The sequence below is a fragment of the Roseomonas sp. CAU 1739 genome (assembly GCF_039839775.1).
Classification (GTDB): domain Bacteria; phylum Pseudomonadota; class Alphaproteobacteria; order Acetobacterales; family Acetobacteraceae; genus Neoroseomonas.
The window spans coordinates 75,545-90,345 of sequence record NZ_JBDOQQ010000021.1 but is presented as its reverse complement, the minus strand read 5'-3'; the positions used below and the strand labels follow the sequence as shown (position 1 = coordinate 90,345).

Below are 14,801 nucleotides of genomic sequence, written 5' to 3'. Positions count from 1 at the left end.
GATTTCGAGCGGCATTGCCGCATCGCTGCCGCCTTTGTCCGCATGGCCATGATCCGCATCATGCTGCGGCGCCTCGCCGCAACGCCCTCAATGTGAATCCAAACTTCCCGGATGGGCTCTAAGAGCCCGTTTGAGAAAGACGGATGGTAATTCGGAGGGGCGCTATTGACGCTTGTGATGTGGTCCCAAGCGTGCCGAGATTACTGGAATACCAATAAGGTCGTTCGAAGCGGGGGGGTCGACGATGCTGACTACCAAGAACTTCGACGCCGGTGGATACCGGTACATCCCGGCGGTCTTCCAGTATTCCTCGGGCGTCGCCGCGCTGCCGGGATACCGGCTTGAACGCGTCCGCTTCAGCCGCCTGCTGCCGATGGCCGAAGGTTGGGCGCGCATCCGTGCGCATCTCGGTGCGCTGGACCGGCCGCTCACCGCCTTTGCCGGTTGCGAACTCCGTTCCAACGCGCCCTTTAGCGAGGGCGGCTTCCGCGACTTCAACCTCGGCTATATCGGGACGCTGCGCGAGTGGGGAATCTTGGAAGGCGAGGACAATCCCGTCGCCCGCAGCAACGTCTGCCCCGAGCTCGCGCCGCCGACGGAATCCGGCTTCCACGCCTTCACCTACACCGTGCCCGATGCGGATGCCGCGCCTAGTTTCCTGATCGCCGGAGGTGCCGAGACTGGCAAGGGTGCGACGTTACAGGAACGCATCATCGCCTATGACGACACCTCCCCGGCTGGGATGCGGGCCAAGGCGCTGCAGACGCTGGGCGAGATGGAACGACGCCTCGCCGCCTTCGGCTTCGGCTGGTCGGATACGACGGCCGTGCAGGCCTACACGGTGTTCGACTTGTATCCCTTCTTTCTCGATGAGATCACGCGGCGCGGGGCGGCCGATAATGGCCTGACATGGCACCCGTGCCGCCCGCCCGTACAGAAGATCGATTTCGAGATGGATTGCCGCGGGCTTGGCCGGGAATACGTGCTGAAGGCGTAGTTCGTTCGACGGAGAGGCCGCTCCCAATCTCCCACAAGGCTTTCTCAAACGGGCTCTAAGGTAGCATCAGCCTTCGCCATTCGGCGGTGCGGTCATGTGGGCGCCGCTCAGGTCGTCACCCTCTGCACAGTCAGCCCCGGCGGCGGTGGGTGGCAGTCGCCGCAGGTCGGGAGTTCATCCGTGCCAGCCGGGCGCCACCACCGCCGGCCTGCGCAATTCGGACACGCGCCGGGTTCCCGGCGAACCTCCGCAAAGGCACGCCCCCGATCGGCACCGCAGGGCAAGGCTTCCCAAGCCGCACGGTGGGAATGGAAGCCGCGCGCCAGCCCGTCGCGCAGCGGATCGGTGGTTTCCGGGACATAGGCGCGCGTCGTCGCCGGCTCGGCGTAATGGGCGGCCATCGCAACCCGTTCCGCCGCGTCATGGTCCATCAGCTCGGGATCGGGAGAGGCGGCCTGCCGCACCTCACTTTCCCCCGCGCCTATAGGGACACAATCGACACAATCGACGCAAAGGGGCGGGGCGGCCCCTTCAACGGGAGTTTTGTCGATTGTGTCAGTTGTGTCCTTAGGAGATAGATCCGCGAATAGGGTGCTCCAACGGCTCACCCGATCGCCTCCCACAGCGCCGGATTGATTGCCCAGGCGACACGCGGGCGGCCAGGGCTGGGCGGCTTGATCGCCGGCAAGAACCACCCAGCGCCATCCAGCACCGCCGCCGCTGCCCGGATGCTCTCAGCGTCCGACAGGCCGGGAAGTCGAACGTCGCGTTGCAGCACGCGCCCATGGATTTCGTCCGGTCGATTGGCGGCGATCCAGCGGGCCAGCGTCGCCGCGTCCCGATCCGCCTTCGGGGCCGCAGCGTCGCCATAGGACCGTTCCGCCATCGGCATCGCGTAGTCCGCGACGAACGCCGCAGCGGCGGCGAACGCTCGCCGGGAAATTGACGCGGGAGGCGGGCGCATCCCGTCATCCGCGCACCACCAGAGGAATTCGAAAATCAGGCTCAGCCGCAGCGCCAACCCGCGCCCCTTACCGAGTGCAGACGACATCAGCCCGCCCGCGAAACGCTGGCGCGCCTGCATGTCGCGGGCGAGGTCGCGCATGTCGTTCAACGCCTCGGCTGCCAGAGGGACTAGAACCGGCGCTAAACCTTCTGGCCCCATCTGCATCTGCAAGGCGTGCAGGCGCATGAACGCCGCGACGGGAAACACCATGTCCGGCGTGTTCTTGGGCAGATCGAACGGAAGCGAGTCCGGCCACAGCCACATGAACCGGGCGAGCAACCCATCGTCCGCAGCTTCCATAATTTCTTGGAGGCGCGCCGGCTGCGTTCCGCCCCACCACGCGCAGGACAGATGCGGGACATTGATCGGCAGGGGATGCTTCTTGCGATCTACCCGATACGGACGCCCCCCATAACTCTCCAACCAGAACGCCCGCGCGCCATCGTTGTAGGCGTTCATCCCAACTAGGTGCCCGGCGAGTTCATCGCGCACCATCAGCAGACCCTTAGGCGCGCCGCCTGCCAGGTGTTCCGCGACAACCTCAATCGTCGCGTCGTTGCTGCGCAGGGCCGGCGCCTTGGGCGCTGGCGGCGGCTCCATGTCACGCGGCGGCAGAGGCGGCGGGTTGCCGCTTTTCGCCGCGCGCTTCACCTCCGCTTCCCACGTCTCCCGCTTCGCCTTGGAGATTTCTGCGGCTGCCTGCCACTCGCGCAGGCGGTCGGGAAAGTCGCGCTGCAACTCGCGTTCGATTGGGGGGATGATGCGCTTCAACACAGGGTCGGCGCCGGGGCTCTTGCTGCCGCCGCTGTCCCCCACGCTGCACACCCAGAGGTGCGGCGGCTCATCCCAACCGGGATATGCCTGCGCCCATCGCGCATTGCCGATGACGGCCGAACCTGCCGCCAGAAGCGGCCCGCCGACATAATCGTGCGGCGCAGACGCGGCTTCGGCGGCGTCCTTGATCCAGCGGCCCCAACGCTCGCCGAAAAGGTGCAGCGGGAATGCGGGCGGCTGGCGGCGATGCAGATTTAGAATGCGAATGTCAGGAATGTCGGCCGCCGGCATGTCGTTCATCGTGAAGCCGTCAGCCATGGGTGGCCTCCCGCGCCAGGCGGGCGCGCCACAGGTCGTTGAAGTCCGCGCCGGGGGTGTCGGGTGTGGCGACGCACACACGGCGCCCCTGCGCCGCCCAGAGGTGCGCGGCGGCCCATGCTTCCATCTGCCCGGTCGGGTCGGGATCGGCCGCGATGATGATCTCGCTTGGCGCGGGAGGCGGCACGATGCGCGAGAGGTTTCCCGCCGCGATGGCGGCCCATGCTGGCGCGCCGATCATCCGGCCCGCCGACAAGGCGGTCTCAACACCCTCGCTGATCACCAGCGGAGCGCCGGCCACGGGGACGTGCAGCATGATCGCGCCGCCTCCCATCGGCCCCTTGCTCGCCTTGGCGGGGTCGAGGTCGGCTTTGCCTGCGCCGTCGCGGCGCAGGTAGGTGCGATGGATCGCAGCCGGCTCGCCGGTCAGGGTCGAGACGATCAACGCGACCATTGCAGGGAACGTGCCCGGCGCGTTCGGATGCCGCAGCGCGGGGTGAAAGCGCAGCGCGGGGGACGCCTCGCCCGCCAGCCCACGGGCGGCGAGGTAGAGCGCGGCCCGGGTGCCATTGATCGGCATGGCCGCATCCCACAGCGACAGGGCGGCGCGGGTGCGGCTGGCCGGGTCCACGGGCGGCGGGGACGCTGCGGCAGTGGGTGCAGCCCAATCGCCCGCCGCGACGCCGCGGACAGAGGCGGTCAGTCCGTCGCTGTCCTGGCAGGACGCACACCACCACAGCGCGCGGCCGTCCTTCTCCGTGACTGAAAATGTCCCGGCGTAGCCGCAGGCTGGGCAGTCGCCGCGATAGGCATGGCCGGCGCGCTTCAGGCTCAATGCCTCAGCGATTTCAGCGGCGCTCATTGCACCACCGCCCGCGCGGCGACGATGCCAGCGACTGTCAGCGCGTCCTTGAACGTGTCTCGCGCCTCGCCGTGCTGAAAGAACAGGTAGAAGTTGTGCCCGGCGGCGTGCGCTTCGCGGATGGCTTGAGCCACATAGTCCACATCGCATTGCGGGACGTGCGATGCTTTCATCCAGATGAAGGCTTCGAAGCCGCCGTTGCCCACCATACCGGGCGGCGAATAGAGCGTAATGAATCGGCATTTTGCCATATGGGCCAGCCCCGGCGCGCTCATGCCGACACCTCGGCGCGGGTGGTGGTCGCGCTGGCGCGGATCGCGCGGAGCGCGTCGTTTTCCAGCACGGTTGCGGCGGCCAGGTCCCCGTGGCGGCGATGCTCGGCGGCTTCGGTCAGCAGCGCGCGTAATGGCGGCAGCGGTTCGGATTTCAGATCCATTGTCTCGGCCCTTTCAGGCTGGCCGGACGCTCGGGAATGGTGGCGAAGGGAAGCGCGATGCCCTATTTCTAGGGCTGCCAGTGTCGCGTTGCAGTTTTCCCCCGCCCGGCCGCTTCCCCAAGCGCGCCGGGCGTATCGTTAGATGAAGGAAAGCCGCAGCAACCCGGCCAGGAACAGCAGGGCGAGCAACGCAGCGGCCGGGGTGGCGATGGCGAAGGCGGCGCGCATCACGCGGCCTGCCCGGTGCGGATTTGCGCGGTCGGCAGGGACGCCAGAAAGGCGCGGACGCTTGCCGCATCAACCAGCGTTCGGGCGCCGGCTTTCACCATCCTGACGCGGCCAGCGGCGGCGAGCCGGTAAAGGTGCGAGCGGGACAGCCCGAAGATGGCCGGCGCACGTGGCAGCGGCACCATTTCGGGGACGATGGGCGAGGGGGAGTAATTCATTCTGCCGTCTCCAAACCGACGCGGGATGCGTCGAGACGGCCCCCTTCATAATCACGGAAGAACGGCGGGTAGTGAGACTTCTCCGCGCAAGAATATCGCCGCGCTATGTCTCACTTTTCGACGGTGGAAGCCCTGCGAGCAGCGCCAACAGGTTCGGGACATCGCCAGCATCAAGACGCGCCAGATAGTCCGCAGTAGCCTGATTGTCCTCCGCGCGGACTTCCGCCCGTAACCGCGTCAAATGCGTCCGCGCGGATCGGTAAGCGACATGATCGGCGTTGCGGTCAGGATGCGGGGGCCTGTCTTCGCCAAAAGCGCGAATGCGCGCCATTGCCGCAAATTTCTGTGGCCGCCCGTTTGCGCCCATGGGCGGGTTTCGGAGTTTCGCCTTTAGGGCGGCGTCCCCCTCGGCATTGTTCGACGTGCGGCCGATGATGCTGGGGATGTAATCGGTTTTCCGCGCTTTCGCGCGATGATCATGCGCGCTCAAAATCTCTGCCCATTGCCGCAGGAAGTCGGCGGTCATGCTCTGGCCGACGATCCCGCAGAGCGCCAAAATCGCGTCGTTAACCTGCCGCGCGCCACTGGTAGCCGCCGCCCATGCTTCGGGGTCCTTTTTCGTCTCCGCGACGAAACGGCGCATCCGCACATCGCGCTTCTTATCCGCCATCACTCGCGCCTCCGCGCGCTCCGATGGATGGAGGCGCAGCGGCGCGGTCGGAGGTCCGCGCGGGCTGGCCGGCCCTTGCCCCGCCGCTGTTCAGTCTAGCCGGCGGTTGCGTCGCACTGCACCGATTGCTTGCTCATGCCGCGCGGCCCTAGCCCTGATGGCGGGCGACCACGACATACTGGCGGCCGCCATGGTGGAAGCGAGCCAGCGCAGCAGTGAGTTTCACGACGGCTTTGTCGAGATCGCGTCCGGTGCGGCCCTGCGTGCTGCGCAGGCTGGCGCTGGCGCCACGAATGACCGCGACGATCTGCGGTCCGTTGAAGATCAGCGGCTCGCCGGCGAAGCGGCCGCGGCGACGCTGATCGACGTCGCCCATCGCACAGGCGTTCATTGCCGGCTGGCGCACCTGCTGATACGCGGCCTGCCTATCCTGACGCCGGCCGAAGCCGAAGGCTTCGCAGACGTGGTCGCCCGCACTGCTGCTCGGCTGGCCTATGACGCGTGGACAAACCTGACCCATAGCCGGATGGAGGAGAGGGCGGCGAAGCCGAGGAAGCTGTCGGCGGTCTAGTCGTAGCGCGTTGCGATGCGGCGGCTGTTCTTTAGGCGGTTGATGAAGCACTCGATGCGGCTACGGAGCGCGTAGAGGGGACGGCTGACAGCGTGGCGCGGGCACTGCTCCTGGCGCGGGCCGGCCTGTTTCTGCAGGTGCTCGATGAAATCGCCGACGGGGGCGAGCGCGGGCTTGAAGCACCGTTGACGCCCTACCGGCCGTTTACCGGCCACGCGGACCTCGCGGCGGCCGCGAAACACGGCGGACGGCTGACCGGGTGGAGCGATTTCCAGGCGGCGCGCCAGTTAGGTGGGGCGATGCTTTGAGGTTGGAGCGGCGCAGCACCACCGGGCCTCCCATCTCTGATATCTTTATTCCGGGCGTAGTTGTACGGTCATCGACGAACGGCGGTTTTCGGTCGCTAGAGCGGTTTCGGTTCGCACTTGCTTACGAAAGCCGTTCTAACCATCTGTTTTCGCCAGCATGTTGAACCGATCGGATGATCCCATCTGATCGGGATCTGCGCTCATCGCCAAAGAAATCCCGGGAGGTTCCCGGTAGTTCCGCCGCCTTGCTGATGTAGCGCGCTGTGGTAGCTCCTTACGGATGCACCCCGGCAGCCAAAAATGGGGGGTTACCATGGGCTCGCGTGACGTCGGGCGCCGTGGTGCGCTCGGATTGCTGTCCATTGCCGGTCTGGCTCGGCGGGCGGATGCGGATCCAACGCTGGGCCGGGTCGCCAGGATAGTCGTGGGCTCGGCGCCCGGCGGCGGGACCGACGTCGTGGCGAGGATGCTGGCGGAGCGCTTGTCAGGCTCCTACGCTGAACAGGTCGTCGTCGAAAACAGGACCGGCGCCAGCACTCGCCTGGCCGTCGAGGCGGTGAAGAGGGCAGCGCCCGACGGCGCCACGATGCTGCTGTCGCCGATGCCGGTGATGACTCTTTTCCCTCATACTTTTCCGAAGACGACCCGCTACGATGCGCTCGTGGATTTCATCCCCGTCGCGACCATCGGGGAGATTGCGTATGGCTGGGTAGTGCGCTCCGAACACCCGGCACAGGACCTTGCCGATTTCATCGCCTGGGCCAAGGAGAGGAACGGATTCACCTTCGCCCCGGCTGCCATCGGCGCACCGCAGCACATGTTGGGGGTCATGCTGGCCCGGCAAGCCGGCGTCGAGATGACCGTTGTTACCTATCGAGGCGGAGCGCAGTTGGACCTTCTGGGTGGCCGCCTTGACGCATACATGAGCCATATGGCCGACGTGGGAACCTTGGCGCGCGAAGGTCGGAGCAGGTTGCTGGCGGTCAGTTCGCCGATGCGGGTACCTTGGGCGCCGCAGGTGAAGACATTCGCCGAGCAGGGTTTCCCGGACCTGATGGCGACGGAAGCGTTCTGCCTCCTGGTCCCGGCAGGCACACCGGCGCCCTTGGTCATCGCGCTGAACGCGGCGGTGCGGGACACGCTGGAACAGCCGGTCGTGGTAGCAAGGCTGGCGCAGTTGGAATTCACGCCACTGATCCTTTCGCCCGAGGCTACAGCAGAGAGGATCGGCACCGAACGCGAACGGTGGGGTCCGATTGTCCAGGCCGTTGGATTTTCAGCCGACGATTAGGCCACATGGACAAACCTGATCCAAAGGCGGATCGAGGAGAGGGCGGCGAAGCCAAGGAAGCTGTCGGCGGTCTGGTCGTAGCGGGTTGCGACGCGGCGGTTGTTCTTTAGGCGGCGCTGGCACTCGGCCGGCAGCGCATCAAGCCATCGCGTTGCCATCGCCACGCGATCCCCGGCGGATTCCAGCGCGCCGACGAAAACCCGGCGCGGCACCGGCTCGCCGCTGTCCAATATCCTCCGCATCTCGGCCAGCATGTCTCCAACCTCGCACAAGGCGATTTCGATTCCGCCGCGCGCCATCGTGATATCGGTCGTCTCAGCCTCGGTCATGGGGTCTCTCCTACCATGCTCGGGGTCAGCCCCGCCCGGTGGTTCCGGCGCCGGGACGGGGTGCCCTCCGATGCCGGGGAACCGCCCCGGCACGGATTTCATCGGCGTGTAGCGTTGCCACCGTTGCCAGCGAAAACGACACGGGTTGCATTGCGCGGCATCAGCCGGCGGCCTTCGACTTTCGGGCGCGGGCAGCGGCGAGGCTGGCCGGGGCAGCCGGCGCCTTCGCGCAATGCTCGGCCCATGCGCCCATCATCGGGCGGCGCTGTTCAAGCATGTCCTCCCGCGCATAGGCGGCGCGCACCTTGTCCTTTTCGGCATGGGCAAGCGCCAATTCGGAAAGCGGGTCCGGGTAGCCGGCGGCGAGTGACCAGCCCTTGAAGGTCGCGCGGAAGCCGTGCGGCACCACCGGGCGGCCTTCCGTATCCCGCCAGCGCGGCGGCTCATGCTCGGCCAGCCCGTCGCACGCCATGCCCCGCGCCAGCATGGACAGCGCCATATCGGAAAGCGGGCGGTCCTTGCGGCCACCGGGAAACACAAGGTTGGTGGGGGCCTTCATCAGCGGCCGGACTTCCGCCAACAGCGCCAGCGCCGCCGGGGATAGCGGGGTGCGGTGCGGCTTTTTGGTTTTCATGTTGGCGGCCGGCGCGGTCCAGATGCCGGCCTCTAGATCAACCTCGCGCCATTGCATCAGGCGCACCGCCCCCGTGCGGCTGCCCGTCAGGATAGCGAAGCGCAGCGCCGTGGATGCCTTGCCATCCCGCTTGCTCAGGGCGTCCATGAAGGCGCCCATTTGCTGCCAGGGCAGGGAAGGGTGGTGCTGCACCGCCCGAACGCGACGCGGCGGCGGCAGCGTTAGGGACAGGTGGCCTTTCCAGCGTGCCGGATTGGCGACGGTTTCGGCCCGCCAGCCATTCACGCGGGCGTCGTCTAGCACCGCCTCGATACGCTGGCGCAGCCGGGAAGCCGTTTCCGGGGTGCGGTCCCAAATCGGGCGCAGCACCGCCAACACGTCCTCCGTCCCGATGCTCGCTATGGGCTTCGCGCCGATGGTGGCGAAGGCGTGTTGTTCCAGCGTGGCGAGCCATTGCGCGGCGTGCTTCGCGCTGCGCCAGCCGGCGCGCTTGGTTTCCACCAATTCACGGGCGGCGGTTTCAAAGGTGCGGGCGGTGGCGGCCACTACCTTGGCGGCTGCACTGGCGGCGGCGGCTTCCTCGGCCTCGCGCCGCTCCCGCTCGGCAATCGGATCTTGGCCCGCCCGCAGCATGGCGCGGGGTTCCTCGGCGGCGACGCGCGCTTGCGCCAGCGTCAGCCCGGCCTTGCCGTCCGCGTCATACGGTCCAAGCCCCATCTCTCGGGACTTGCCGCCGATCATGTAGCGCAGGGTCCATTTTCCGGCGTCCACCCCCGCAACGCGAAGATAGAGGTTGCCGCCATCGGCATGGGCGCCGGGCTTTCCGGCTGCGGCCAGCGCCGCAACCTGCACCGCCTTCAATTTGCCCTTCAGCCTGCCCGTCGCCTTCGCCATCGTTCTGCCCGTCCACAAGATGGTCCACAAATACCTTGTGGACTGGTGGGGAACAAGGCGAAACGCTCCGGGACAGACTGCGGGCCGGGGAAGCTGGTAATGTGGGAGAATATAATAGGTTAAGGGATGCTGCGGGACGGTGGGGGATGGTGCTTTGGCAGACATTCCCTCCGCCAGTTCCCCTGTAGGCCATCCCCCATTCTCAGCGCCGGCCAGCATCTCGCTGCAGGCCTGCTGGCCAACTTGATCCGCAGACGGCCGACAACAGCTCGCCGGAGGCGCGCGCGCCATGCGGACGGCCACGGCCGACGAACTTGCACGCCCCGGCAACACTGAAATCCATGCGGTCAGCGCTGCCACGTGATGGAGAGCATGCTGCCCGACCGACGCGCCTCATGCCGGTGAGGCCGGCAGTCGCGGCCGCCTGCTGGCGCCGAATTGCTCGGATTGCTGCGGGTCGAACATGCCCGCGCGGGCGAAGGCGCGCCGCACGAAACCGGCGAACGCTTCCACGGCCGGCCGATGCGGCCGCGACGCTGCTGACAGCAGCATGATTGCCACGGCCGGCAGGGCGGGTTCCAGAGGCAGGGCGACGATGCGGCGCCCATCGACCGTATAGGGGGAGCGAGGCACGATGTTCAGGATCGACCAGCCCTGCTCCGCGGCAACCATGCCGCGCACCATCTCGATGCTGCGGGACCGGAAGCCGATGCGCGGTTCGTGTCCCGCCGCGCGGAACAGGCCGAGGAAATAGTCGCGCGACTGCGGCAGGTCGAGCAGCATGAACGGTTCCTCGGCAAGATCGGCGAGCGTGACCGCGCCGCGCCGCGCTAGCCGATGGGTCACCGGCAGCACGGCATGCGGCGGCAGATGGGCCAGCGATTCCGCATCAAGGCCGGGCCGCAGCGCATAGTCATAGGCCAGGGCGAGTTCCGTCCGGCCATCGAGCAGACCATCTAGGACGGCGTCGTGATTGCCTTCCTCCACGGCGACCCGCACGCGCGGGAAGGCACCCCGGAACCCCGCGAGCAGGGCCGGGATGAAGCGCGGCGCGATCGAGACGAAGCAGCCGACGGTGATCTCACCCGATGGGTCTCGGCCCATGGCGCGGGCGGCATGCGAGAAATCCTCCGCATGGGCCAGCAAGGCCCGTGCCTCGGCCAGCACGCGCGCGCCGGCCGGCGTCGGCGAGACGCCGCGCGCGTGATGGCGCACGAAGAGCGGAAAGCCGAACTCGGCCTCGCAGGCGGCGACCGCCTCGCTGATCGAAGGCTGCGACAGCCGCAACCGCCGCGCCGCGCCGGAGATCGAGCCTGCATCGGCGACGGCGACGACATAGACCAGGGCTCGCAGGGGCAGGCGCATGCTGCATAGGGTAGTCCTATGTTGCGCCCAGGAAAAAGATGGTTTCACCTATGTCTGCCGCAGCGCAGCATTCCGGCATTGGGCAGGGGTGGCACATGATCAGGACCGGCGCGGAGTACCTTGAGGGCCTCAAGGACGGGCGCGAGGTTTATGTCGATGGCGAACGCGTGCGTGACGTCGCGTCGCATCCTGCCCTGGCGCCGATCATCGCCGCCAAGGCGCGGATGTACGACCTGCATCATGAGGCAGCGAGCGCGCAGGCGCTGACCTTCAGCGATGCGGACGGCACGCACAGCCTGCTGCAGGCGCCGCCGCTGACGCGGGAGGACTGGCAGAAGAAGTGGGATGGCGTGGACCTGGTGCTGCGCGACCTGGGCGGCACGGTCACGCGCATGGGCGACGAGACGGTGGGCGAGATGTGGTCGCTTGCCGATGGCCGCGACGTGCTGGCGGCGATCGACCCGCGCTTCGCCGGCAACATCGACCGCCACATCCGCGAGGTGGTAACTCGCGACCCGTTCCACGTCAGCGCCAACACCGATCCCAAGGGCGACCGGTCGCGCCCGGTGGACCAGCGCGATCCCGACATGATGATCCGCGTGGTGCGGGAGACGGATGCCGGCATCATCATCCGTGGCGCCAAGTTCGAGACCGCGGCCGCCTATGCCGACCAGGCTTTCCTGAAGCCCACCGTCGGCGCCTGGACGGATGAGAAGGAAAGCCAGCACGCCGTCGGCTGCATCGTGAAGATGGGCGCCCCGGGGGTGAAGCACATCTGCCGCGCGTCCTTCGCCACCCAGGGCAGCGCCGAGGACCACCCGATCGCCGCGCGCTTCGACGAGGTCGAGGCACTGGTGGTCTTCGACGACGTTCTGATCCCGTGGGAGGACGTGTTCTTCTACCGCTACACGCGCGCCGCGCAGTTCATCCGCGGGACGCTGCATCGCTACAGCGCCTTCCCCTATGTGCTGCGGCTGCTGCACAACGCCGATGCGATGATCGGCGCGGCGATGTGGAATGCGCGGCAGACGGGCCTCGAGAAATTGCAGGCGGTGCAGGAGAAACTGGCCGAGCTGGTCTGCTACCGCGAGGGGATCCGGGCGCATCTCGCTGCCTCGATCGCGCTCAGCGAAACGTCGCCGGCGGGCTTCGTGATGCCGAACCAGTCGATCCTGTATGCCGGGCGCGTGCTGGCCTGCAGCCAGCTGCCGGTGGCCATGCACACGGCGCGCGAATTGATCGGCGGCCAGGTCTGCGTCACCCCCGACGCCGCGCAATTCGCCGGCGAGGCCGGGGACTGGCTGCGGAAATTCTACACGCTGAACGATTGCTGGGATGCCGAAGATCGCCGGCGACTGCTGGCCTATGCGCGCGACCTGCTGACCAGCGGCTATGCCGGGCATCGCCTGGCCTTTGCGCAGTTCGCCCAGGCGCCGCATTTCAGTCATCTCGCCGCCGTCTACCGATCCTTCGACTTCGAGGGACCGCTGGATCTTGTGCGGCAGGCGGCGAAGTTGTCGGATCGCGTGACCGGCAAGGGCAATATCGGGAAGGCGGCGTGATGGCGATCGAACGATTCCGCAAGTTCAACACAAAGGACGCCTACCCCGAGCAGTCGCTCGACAACGATGTCTGCATGGCGGTCCGCGCCGGCGACACGGTCTATCTGCGCGGCCAGACGGCGATGAACCTGGACGGCAACATCGTCGGCATCGGCGATCCGGCGGCGCAGGCGGACAATGCCATGCGCTGTGCCGAGATCCTGCTGAAGGAGGCCGGCGCGACGCTGCAGGACGTCGTGCAGATCCACATCTACATCACCGACCGCGCCTATCGCGAGCCGGTCTATCGTGTCGTGGGCCAGTGGCTGAAGGGCGTGCATCCCGTCTCGACCGGGCTGATCGTGGCGGGGCTGGCGAAGCCCGAATACATGATGGAGATCGACATCACCGCGGTGGTATCCGCCGCATGACCTATTCGCTGATCGCGTGCTGCCCCAACACGGGGGCATTCGGGGCGGTGGTGACCTCTTCCTCGGTCGCCACGGCCGCGCGCTGCATCCGCACCGACGCGCTGGGGGCGGTGGCGACGCAGAATTTCTCCGACCCCTCTTTGGGTCCGCTTGGCACCCGGCTGCTGCGCGATGGGCTTGGCGCGGGCGCGGTGCTGCGCCTGTTGCTCGACAGCACGACGGCGCCTGAACATCGCCAGGTCACGGTGGTCGACCGACGCGGTGCGGTGGCCTGGCATATCGGCGAGGCTTCGATGCCCGTGGCGGGGGTGGCGACCGGACCAGGCTGTATTGCTATGGGCAACCTTCTCGCCAATGACACCGTGCCCGCGGCGATGGTCGCGGCCTATGCCGATGCGACCGGCATGGTCCTCGCCGAACGGCTGATGCGTGCACTGGAAGCAGGGCTGGATGCGGGCGGCGAGTTCGATGACGAGCACGGCGCCGGCCTGCTGGTGAGCGACACGCATGACTGGCCGGTCGTCGATCTGCGCGTCGATTGGGACGATGCGCCGATCGCCGCATTGCGCGCGCTGTGGACACGCTATGCGCCGCAGCAGGCGGCTTATGTGGCGCGCTTCCTCGACCCACGCCAGGCTCCGGCCTTTTGATGCCCACGGTGCACGTCGCTTGAGCAACCCACCCGATCCTCGCATTGGGCTGCCGAGGGTCTGCGCACCGCACGGGCGTCACCGCGCGATTTCCCGCATTTCCGGCGTTCCGACGCTGGTCACAATGGTTAGGATCGCGTGCAGGTTCCGGGCAGGGCGGCGCGATACATGAATGTGGATGCGCAGATCAGGGTGACCATCCCGGCGGGCGGGCAGGGCAGTGCGTCGAAGCTGTCGCTGAGCGGTCTCGCGAAGCAGTACGGCGCCGTGCATGCCCTGCGGCCGATGGATCTTGATGTGGCCAGCGGCGAGTTCCTCACCGTGCTGGGGCCGTCCGGTTCTGGCAAGACGACGCTGCTGCAACTCGTCGCCGGTCTGGTGGAGCCGACCGGTGGTACGCTGCATATCGATGGGCAGGATCACACCTGGACGCCGGCGCACAAGCGCCACATCGGCGTGGTGTTCCAGAACTATGCGCTGTTTCCGCACATGACGGTGCGCGAGAATACCTGCTTCCCGCTTGAGATGCGCCGCGTGCCGCGGGCCGAGCTGGACCGCCGCGTCGCCGCGGCCCTTGAGATGGTCGGCCTTGCCGCTCTGCGCGACCGCTTTCCCGGTGAATTGTCGGGCGGCCAGCAGCAGCGCGTCGCGCTGGCCCGTTGCTTCGTCTATCAGCCGGCGCTGATCCTGATGGATGAACCGCTCGGCGCGCTCGACCGCAAGCTGCGCGAGAGCATGCAGATCGAGATCAAGCGGCTGCATCGCGACACCGGCGCGACCATCGTCTTTGTCACCCATGACCAGGAGGAAGCGCTCGCCATGTCCGACCGCATCTGCCTGATGAATCACGGGCTGATCGAACAGCTCGGCACGCCGCAGGAGATCTACGAGCATCCCGCCTCGCTCTTCGCCGCTGATTTCATCGGCATCTCGAACGTGCTGAACGGCCGGATCACCGCGGCGGGGCTGGAGACGCCTGATGGCACGCTTGCGTTGCCGCCGGCGGCGGTGATGCGCGATGGCCCGGCCGCCCTCATCGTGCGGCCCGAACACGTGGAACTGCGGCCCGGCGGCACCCTGCGTGGGCGCGTCACGGAATCCGTCTATGCAGGGTCGGAATTCCGCCTTGTCGTGACGCTGGGTTCGGGCAGCATGTTGGTGATGCGCTGTTCATCCGGCCAGATCGTGCCGATGATCGGCGATGAGGTGACGCTGGGCTGGGCGCCCGAACGCGCGCGGCTTCTCGTGTCATGAATCGGAAGCGGAAGGGGACCTGGC

At 67.3% G+C, this 14,801-nt stretch carries 18 protein-coding genes and 1 pseudogene; 8 read left to right on the top strand and 11 right to left on the bottom strand.

Annotated features, from left to right (window positions below; translation table 11 throughout):
- Nucleotides 1–244 precede the first annotated feature (244 nt).
- Nucleotides 245–997, top strand: a complete 753-nt coding sequence (locus AAFN86_RS25750; protein WP_347546482.1) for a hypothetical protein — start codon at nt 245–247, stop codon at nt 995–997.
- Nucleotides 998–1,104: 107 nt separating this feature from the next.
- On the opposite strand, the gene AAFN86_RS25745 is transcribed toward AAFN86_RS25750, so the two are convergent.
- The 7 genes from AAFN86_RS25745 to AAFN86_RS25715 form a co-directional block, all read right to left on the bottom strand.
- Nucleotides 1,105–1,461: a hypothetical protein gene (locus AAFN86_RS25745; protein ID WP_347546481.1), complete on the bottom strand. Its 357-nt coding sequence runs from the start codon at nt 1,459–1,461 to the stop codon at nt 1,105–1,107.
- Between the two features lie 140 nt (nt 1,462–1,601).
- Nucleotides 1,602–3,095 (bottom strand): DUF3987 domain-containing protein, encoded by a 1,494-nt coding sequence (locus AAFN86_RS25740; protein ID WP_347546480.1) that lies wholly within the window; start codon nt 3,093–3,095, stop codon nt 1,602–1,604.
- Nucleotides 3,088–3,957 carry a toprim domain-containing protein gene (locus tag AAFN86_RS25735; RefSeq protein WP_347546479.1) on the bottom strand — a complete coding sequence of 290 codons (870 nt, stop codon included), beginning with the start codon at nt 3,955–3,957 and terminating at the stop codon, nt 3,088–3,090. Before AAFN86_RS25735 ends, AAFN86_RS25740 begins: the two co-directional genes overlap by 8 nt.
- On the bottom strand, nt 3,954–4,232 hold the full coding sequence (locus AAFN86_RS25730; RefSeq protein WP_347546478.1) for a hypothetical protein: 279 nt from the start codon (nt 4,230–4,232) through the stop codon (nt 3,954–3,956). Before AAFN86_RS25730 ends, AAFN86_RS25735 begins: the two co-directional genes overlap by 4 nt.
- Nucleotides 4,229–4,393, bottom strand: coding sequence for a hypothetical protein (locus tag AAFN86_RS25725; RefSeq protein WP_347546477.1), 165 nt, complete (start codon nt 4,391–4,393; stop codon nt 4,229–4,231). Before AAFN86_RS25725 ends, AAFN86_RS25730 begins: the two co-directional genes overlap by 4 nt.
- Before the next feature lie 227 nt (nt 4,394–4,620).
- On the bottom strand, nt 4,621–4,839 hold the full coding sequence (locus AAFN86_RS25720; RefSeq protein ID WP_347546476.1) for a helix-turn-helix domain-containing protein: 219 nt from the start codon (nt 4,837–4,839) through the stop codon (nt 4,621–4,623).
- Nucleotides 4,840–4,942: 103 nt separating this feature from the next.
- Entirely contained in the window at nt 4,943–5,509 is a 567-nt protein-coding gene (locus tag AAFN86_RS25715; protein WP_347546475.1) for a hypothetical protein, read from the bottom strand.
- A 157-nt stretch (nt 5,510–5,666) separates the two neighbouring features.
- On the opposite strand from AAFN86_RS25715, the gene AAFN86_RS29640 reads away from it, so the two are divergent.
- A complete protein-coding gene (locus AAFN86_RS29640) occupies nt 5,667–6,080 on the top strand; it encodes a hypothetical protein (RefSeq protein WP_408906633.1) in 414 nt (137 codons plus the stop codon).
- Here the strand turns inward: AAFN86_RS29640 and AAFN86_RS29635 are convergent.
- Nucleotides 6,080–6,178: pseudogene (locus AAFN86_RS29635) on the bottom strand (IS5/IS1182 family transposase); the annotation flags it as partial. The gene AAFN86_RS29640 and the pseudogene AAFN86_RS29635 overlap by 1 nt on opposite strands.
- Here AAFN86_RS29635 and AAFN86_RS25700 point away from each other — a divergent pair.
- The gene (locus AAFN86_RS25700; RefSeq protein WP_347546486.1) at nt 6,173–6,388 is read left to right on the top strand and encodes a hypothetical protein; all 216 of its coding nucleotides are present in this window, start codon (nt 6,173–6,175) and stop codon (nt 6,386–6,388) included. The pseudogene AAFN86_RS29635 and the gene AAFN86_RS25700 sit on opposite strands and share 6 nt — an antisense overlap.
- A gap of 313 nt (nt 6,389–6,701) precedes the next feature.
- Nucleotides 6,702–7,679, top strand: coding sequence for a tripartite tricarboxylate transporter substrate-binding protein (locus tag AAFN86_RS25695; RefSeq protein WP_347546473.1), 978 nt, complete (start codon nt 6,702–6,704; stop codon nt 7,677–7,679).
- On the opposite strand, the gene AAFN86_RS25690 is transcribed toward AAFN86_RS25695, so the two are convergent.
- The 3 genes from AAFN86_RS25690 to AAFN86_RS25680 all read right to left on the bottom strand — a co-directional run bounded on the left by AAFN86_RS25690 (nt 7,676) and on the right by AAFN86_RS25680 (nt 10,901).
- Nucleotides 7,676–8,008 carry a hypothetical protein gene (locus tag AAFN86_RS25690; protein ID WP_347546485.1) on the bottom strand — a complete coding sequence of 111 codons (333 nt, stop codon included), beginning with the start codon at nt 8,006–8,008 and terminating at the stop codon, nt 7,676–7,678. The genes AAFN86_RS25695 and AAFN86_RS25690 overlap by 4 nt on opposite strands.
- A 160-nt stretch (nt 8,009–8,168) precedes the next feature.
- Complete coding sequence (locus AAFN86_RS25685; protein WP_347546472.1) at nt 8,169–9,701, bottom strand: phage integrase central domain-containing protein; 1,533 nt, start codon at nt 9,699–9,701, stop codon at nt 8,169–8,171.
- Between the two features lie 228 nt (nt 9,702–9,929).
- Nucleotides 9,930–10,901, bottom strand: a complete 972-nt coding sequence (locus AAFN86_RS25680; protein WP_347546471.1) for a LysR family transcriptional regulator — start codon at nt 10,899–10,901, stop codon at nt 9,930–9,932.
- A gap of 95 nt (nt 10,902–10,996) precedes the next feature.
- Here AAFN86_RS25680 and AAFN86_RS25675 point away from each other — a divergent pair, with 95 nt between their 5' ends.
- From AAFN86_RS25675 to AAFN86_RS25660, 4 genes are all read left to right on the top strand, one after another.
- Nucleotides 10,997–12,463, top strand: coding sequence for a 4-hydroxyphenylacetate 3-hydroxylase family protein (locus AAFN86_RS25675; RefSeq protein ID WP_347546470.1), 1,467 nt, complete (start codon nt 10,997–10,999; stop codon nt 12,461–12,463).
- Nucleotides 12,463–12,873 carry a Rid family hydrolase gene (locus AAFN86_RS25670; protein ID WP_347546469.1) on the top strand — a complete coding sequence of 137 codons (411 nt, stop codon included), beginning with the start codon at nt 12,463–12,465 and terminating at the stop codon, nt 12,871–12,873. Before AAFN86_RS25675 ends, AAFN86_RS25670 begins: the two co-directional genes overlap by 1 nt.
- Nucleotides 12,870–13,523, top strand: coding sequence for a DUF1028 domain-containing protein (locus AAFN86_RS25665; protein WP_347546468.1), 654 nt, complete (start codon nt 12,870–12,872; stop codon nt 13,521–13,523). Before AAFN86_RS25670 ends, AAFN86_RS25665 begins: the two co-directional genes overlap by 4 nt.
- A 168-nt stretch (nt 13,524–13,691) precedes the next feature.
- Nucleotides 13,692–14,777 carry an ABC transporter ATP-binding protein gene (locus AAFN86_RS25660; RefSeq protein ID WP_347546467.1) on the top strand — a complete coding sequence of 362 codons (1,086 nt, stop codon included), beginning with the start codon at nt 13,692–13,694 and terminating at the stop codon, nt 14,775–14,777.
- Nucleotides 14,778–14,801: the final 24 nt, after the last annotated feature.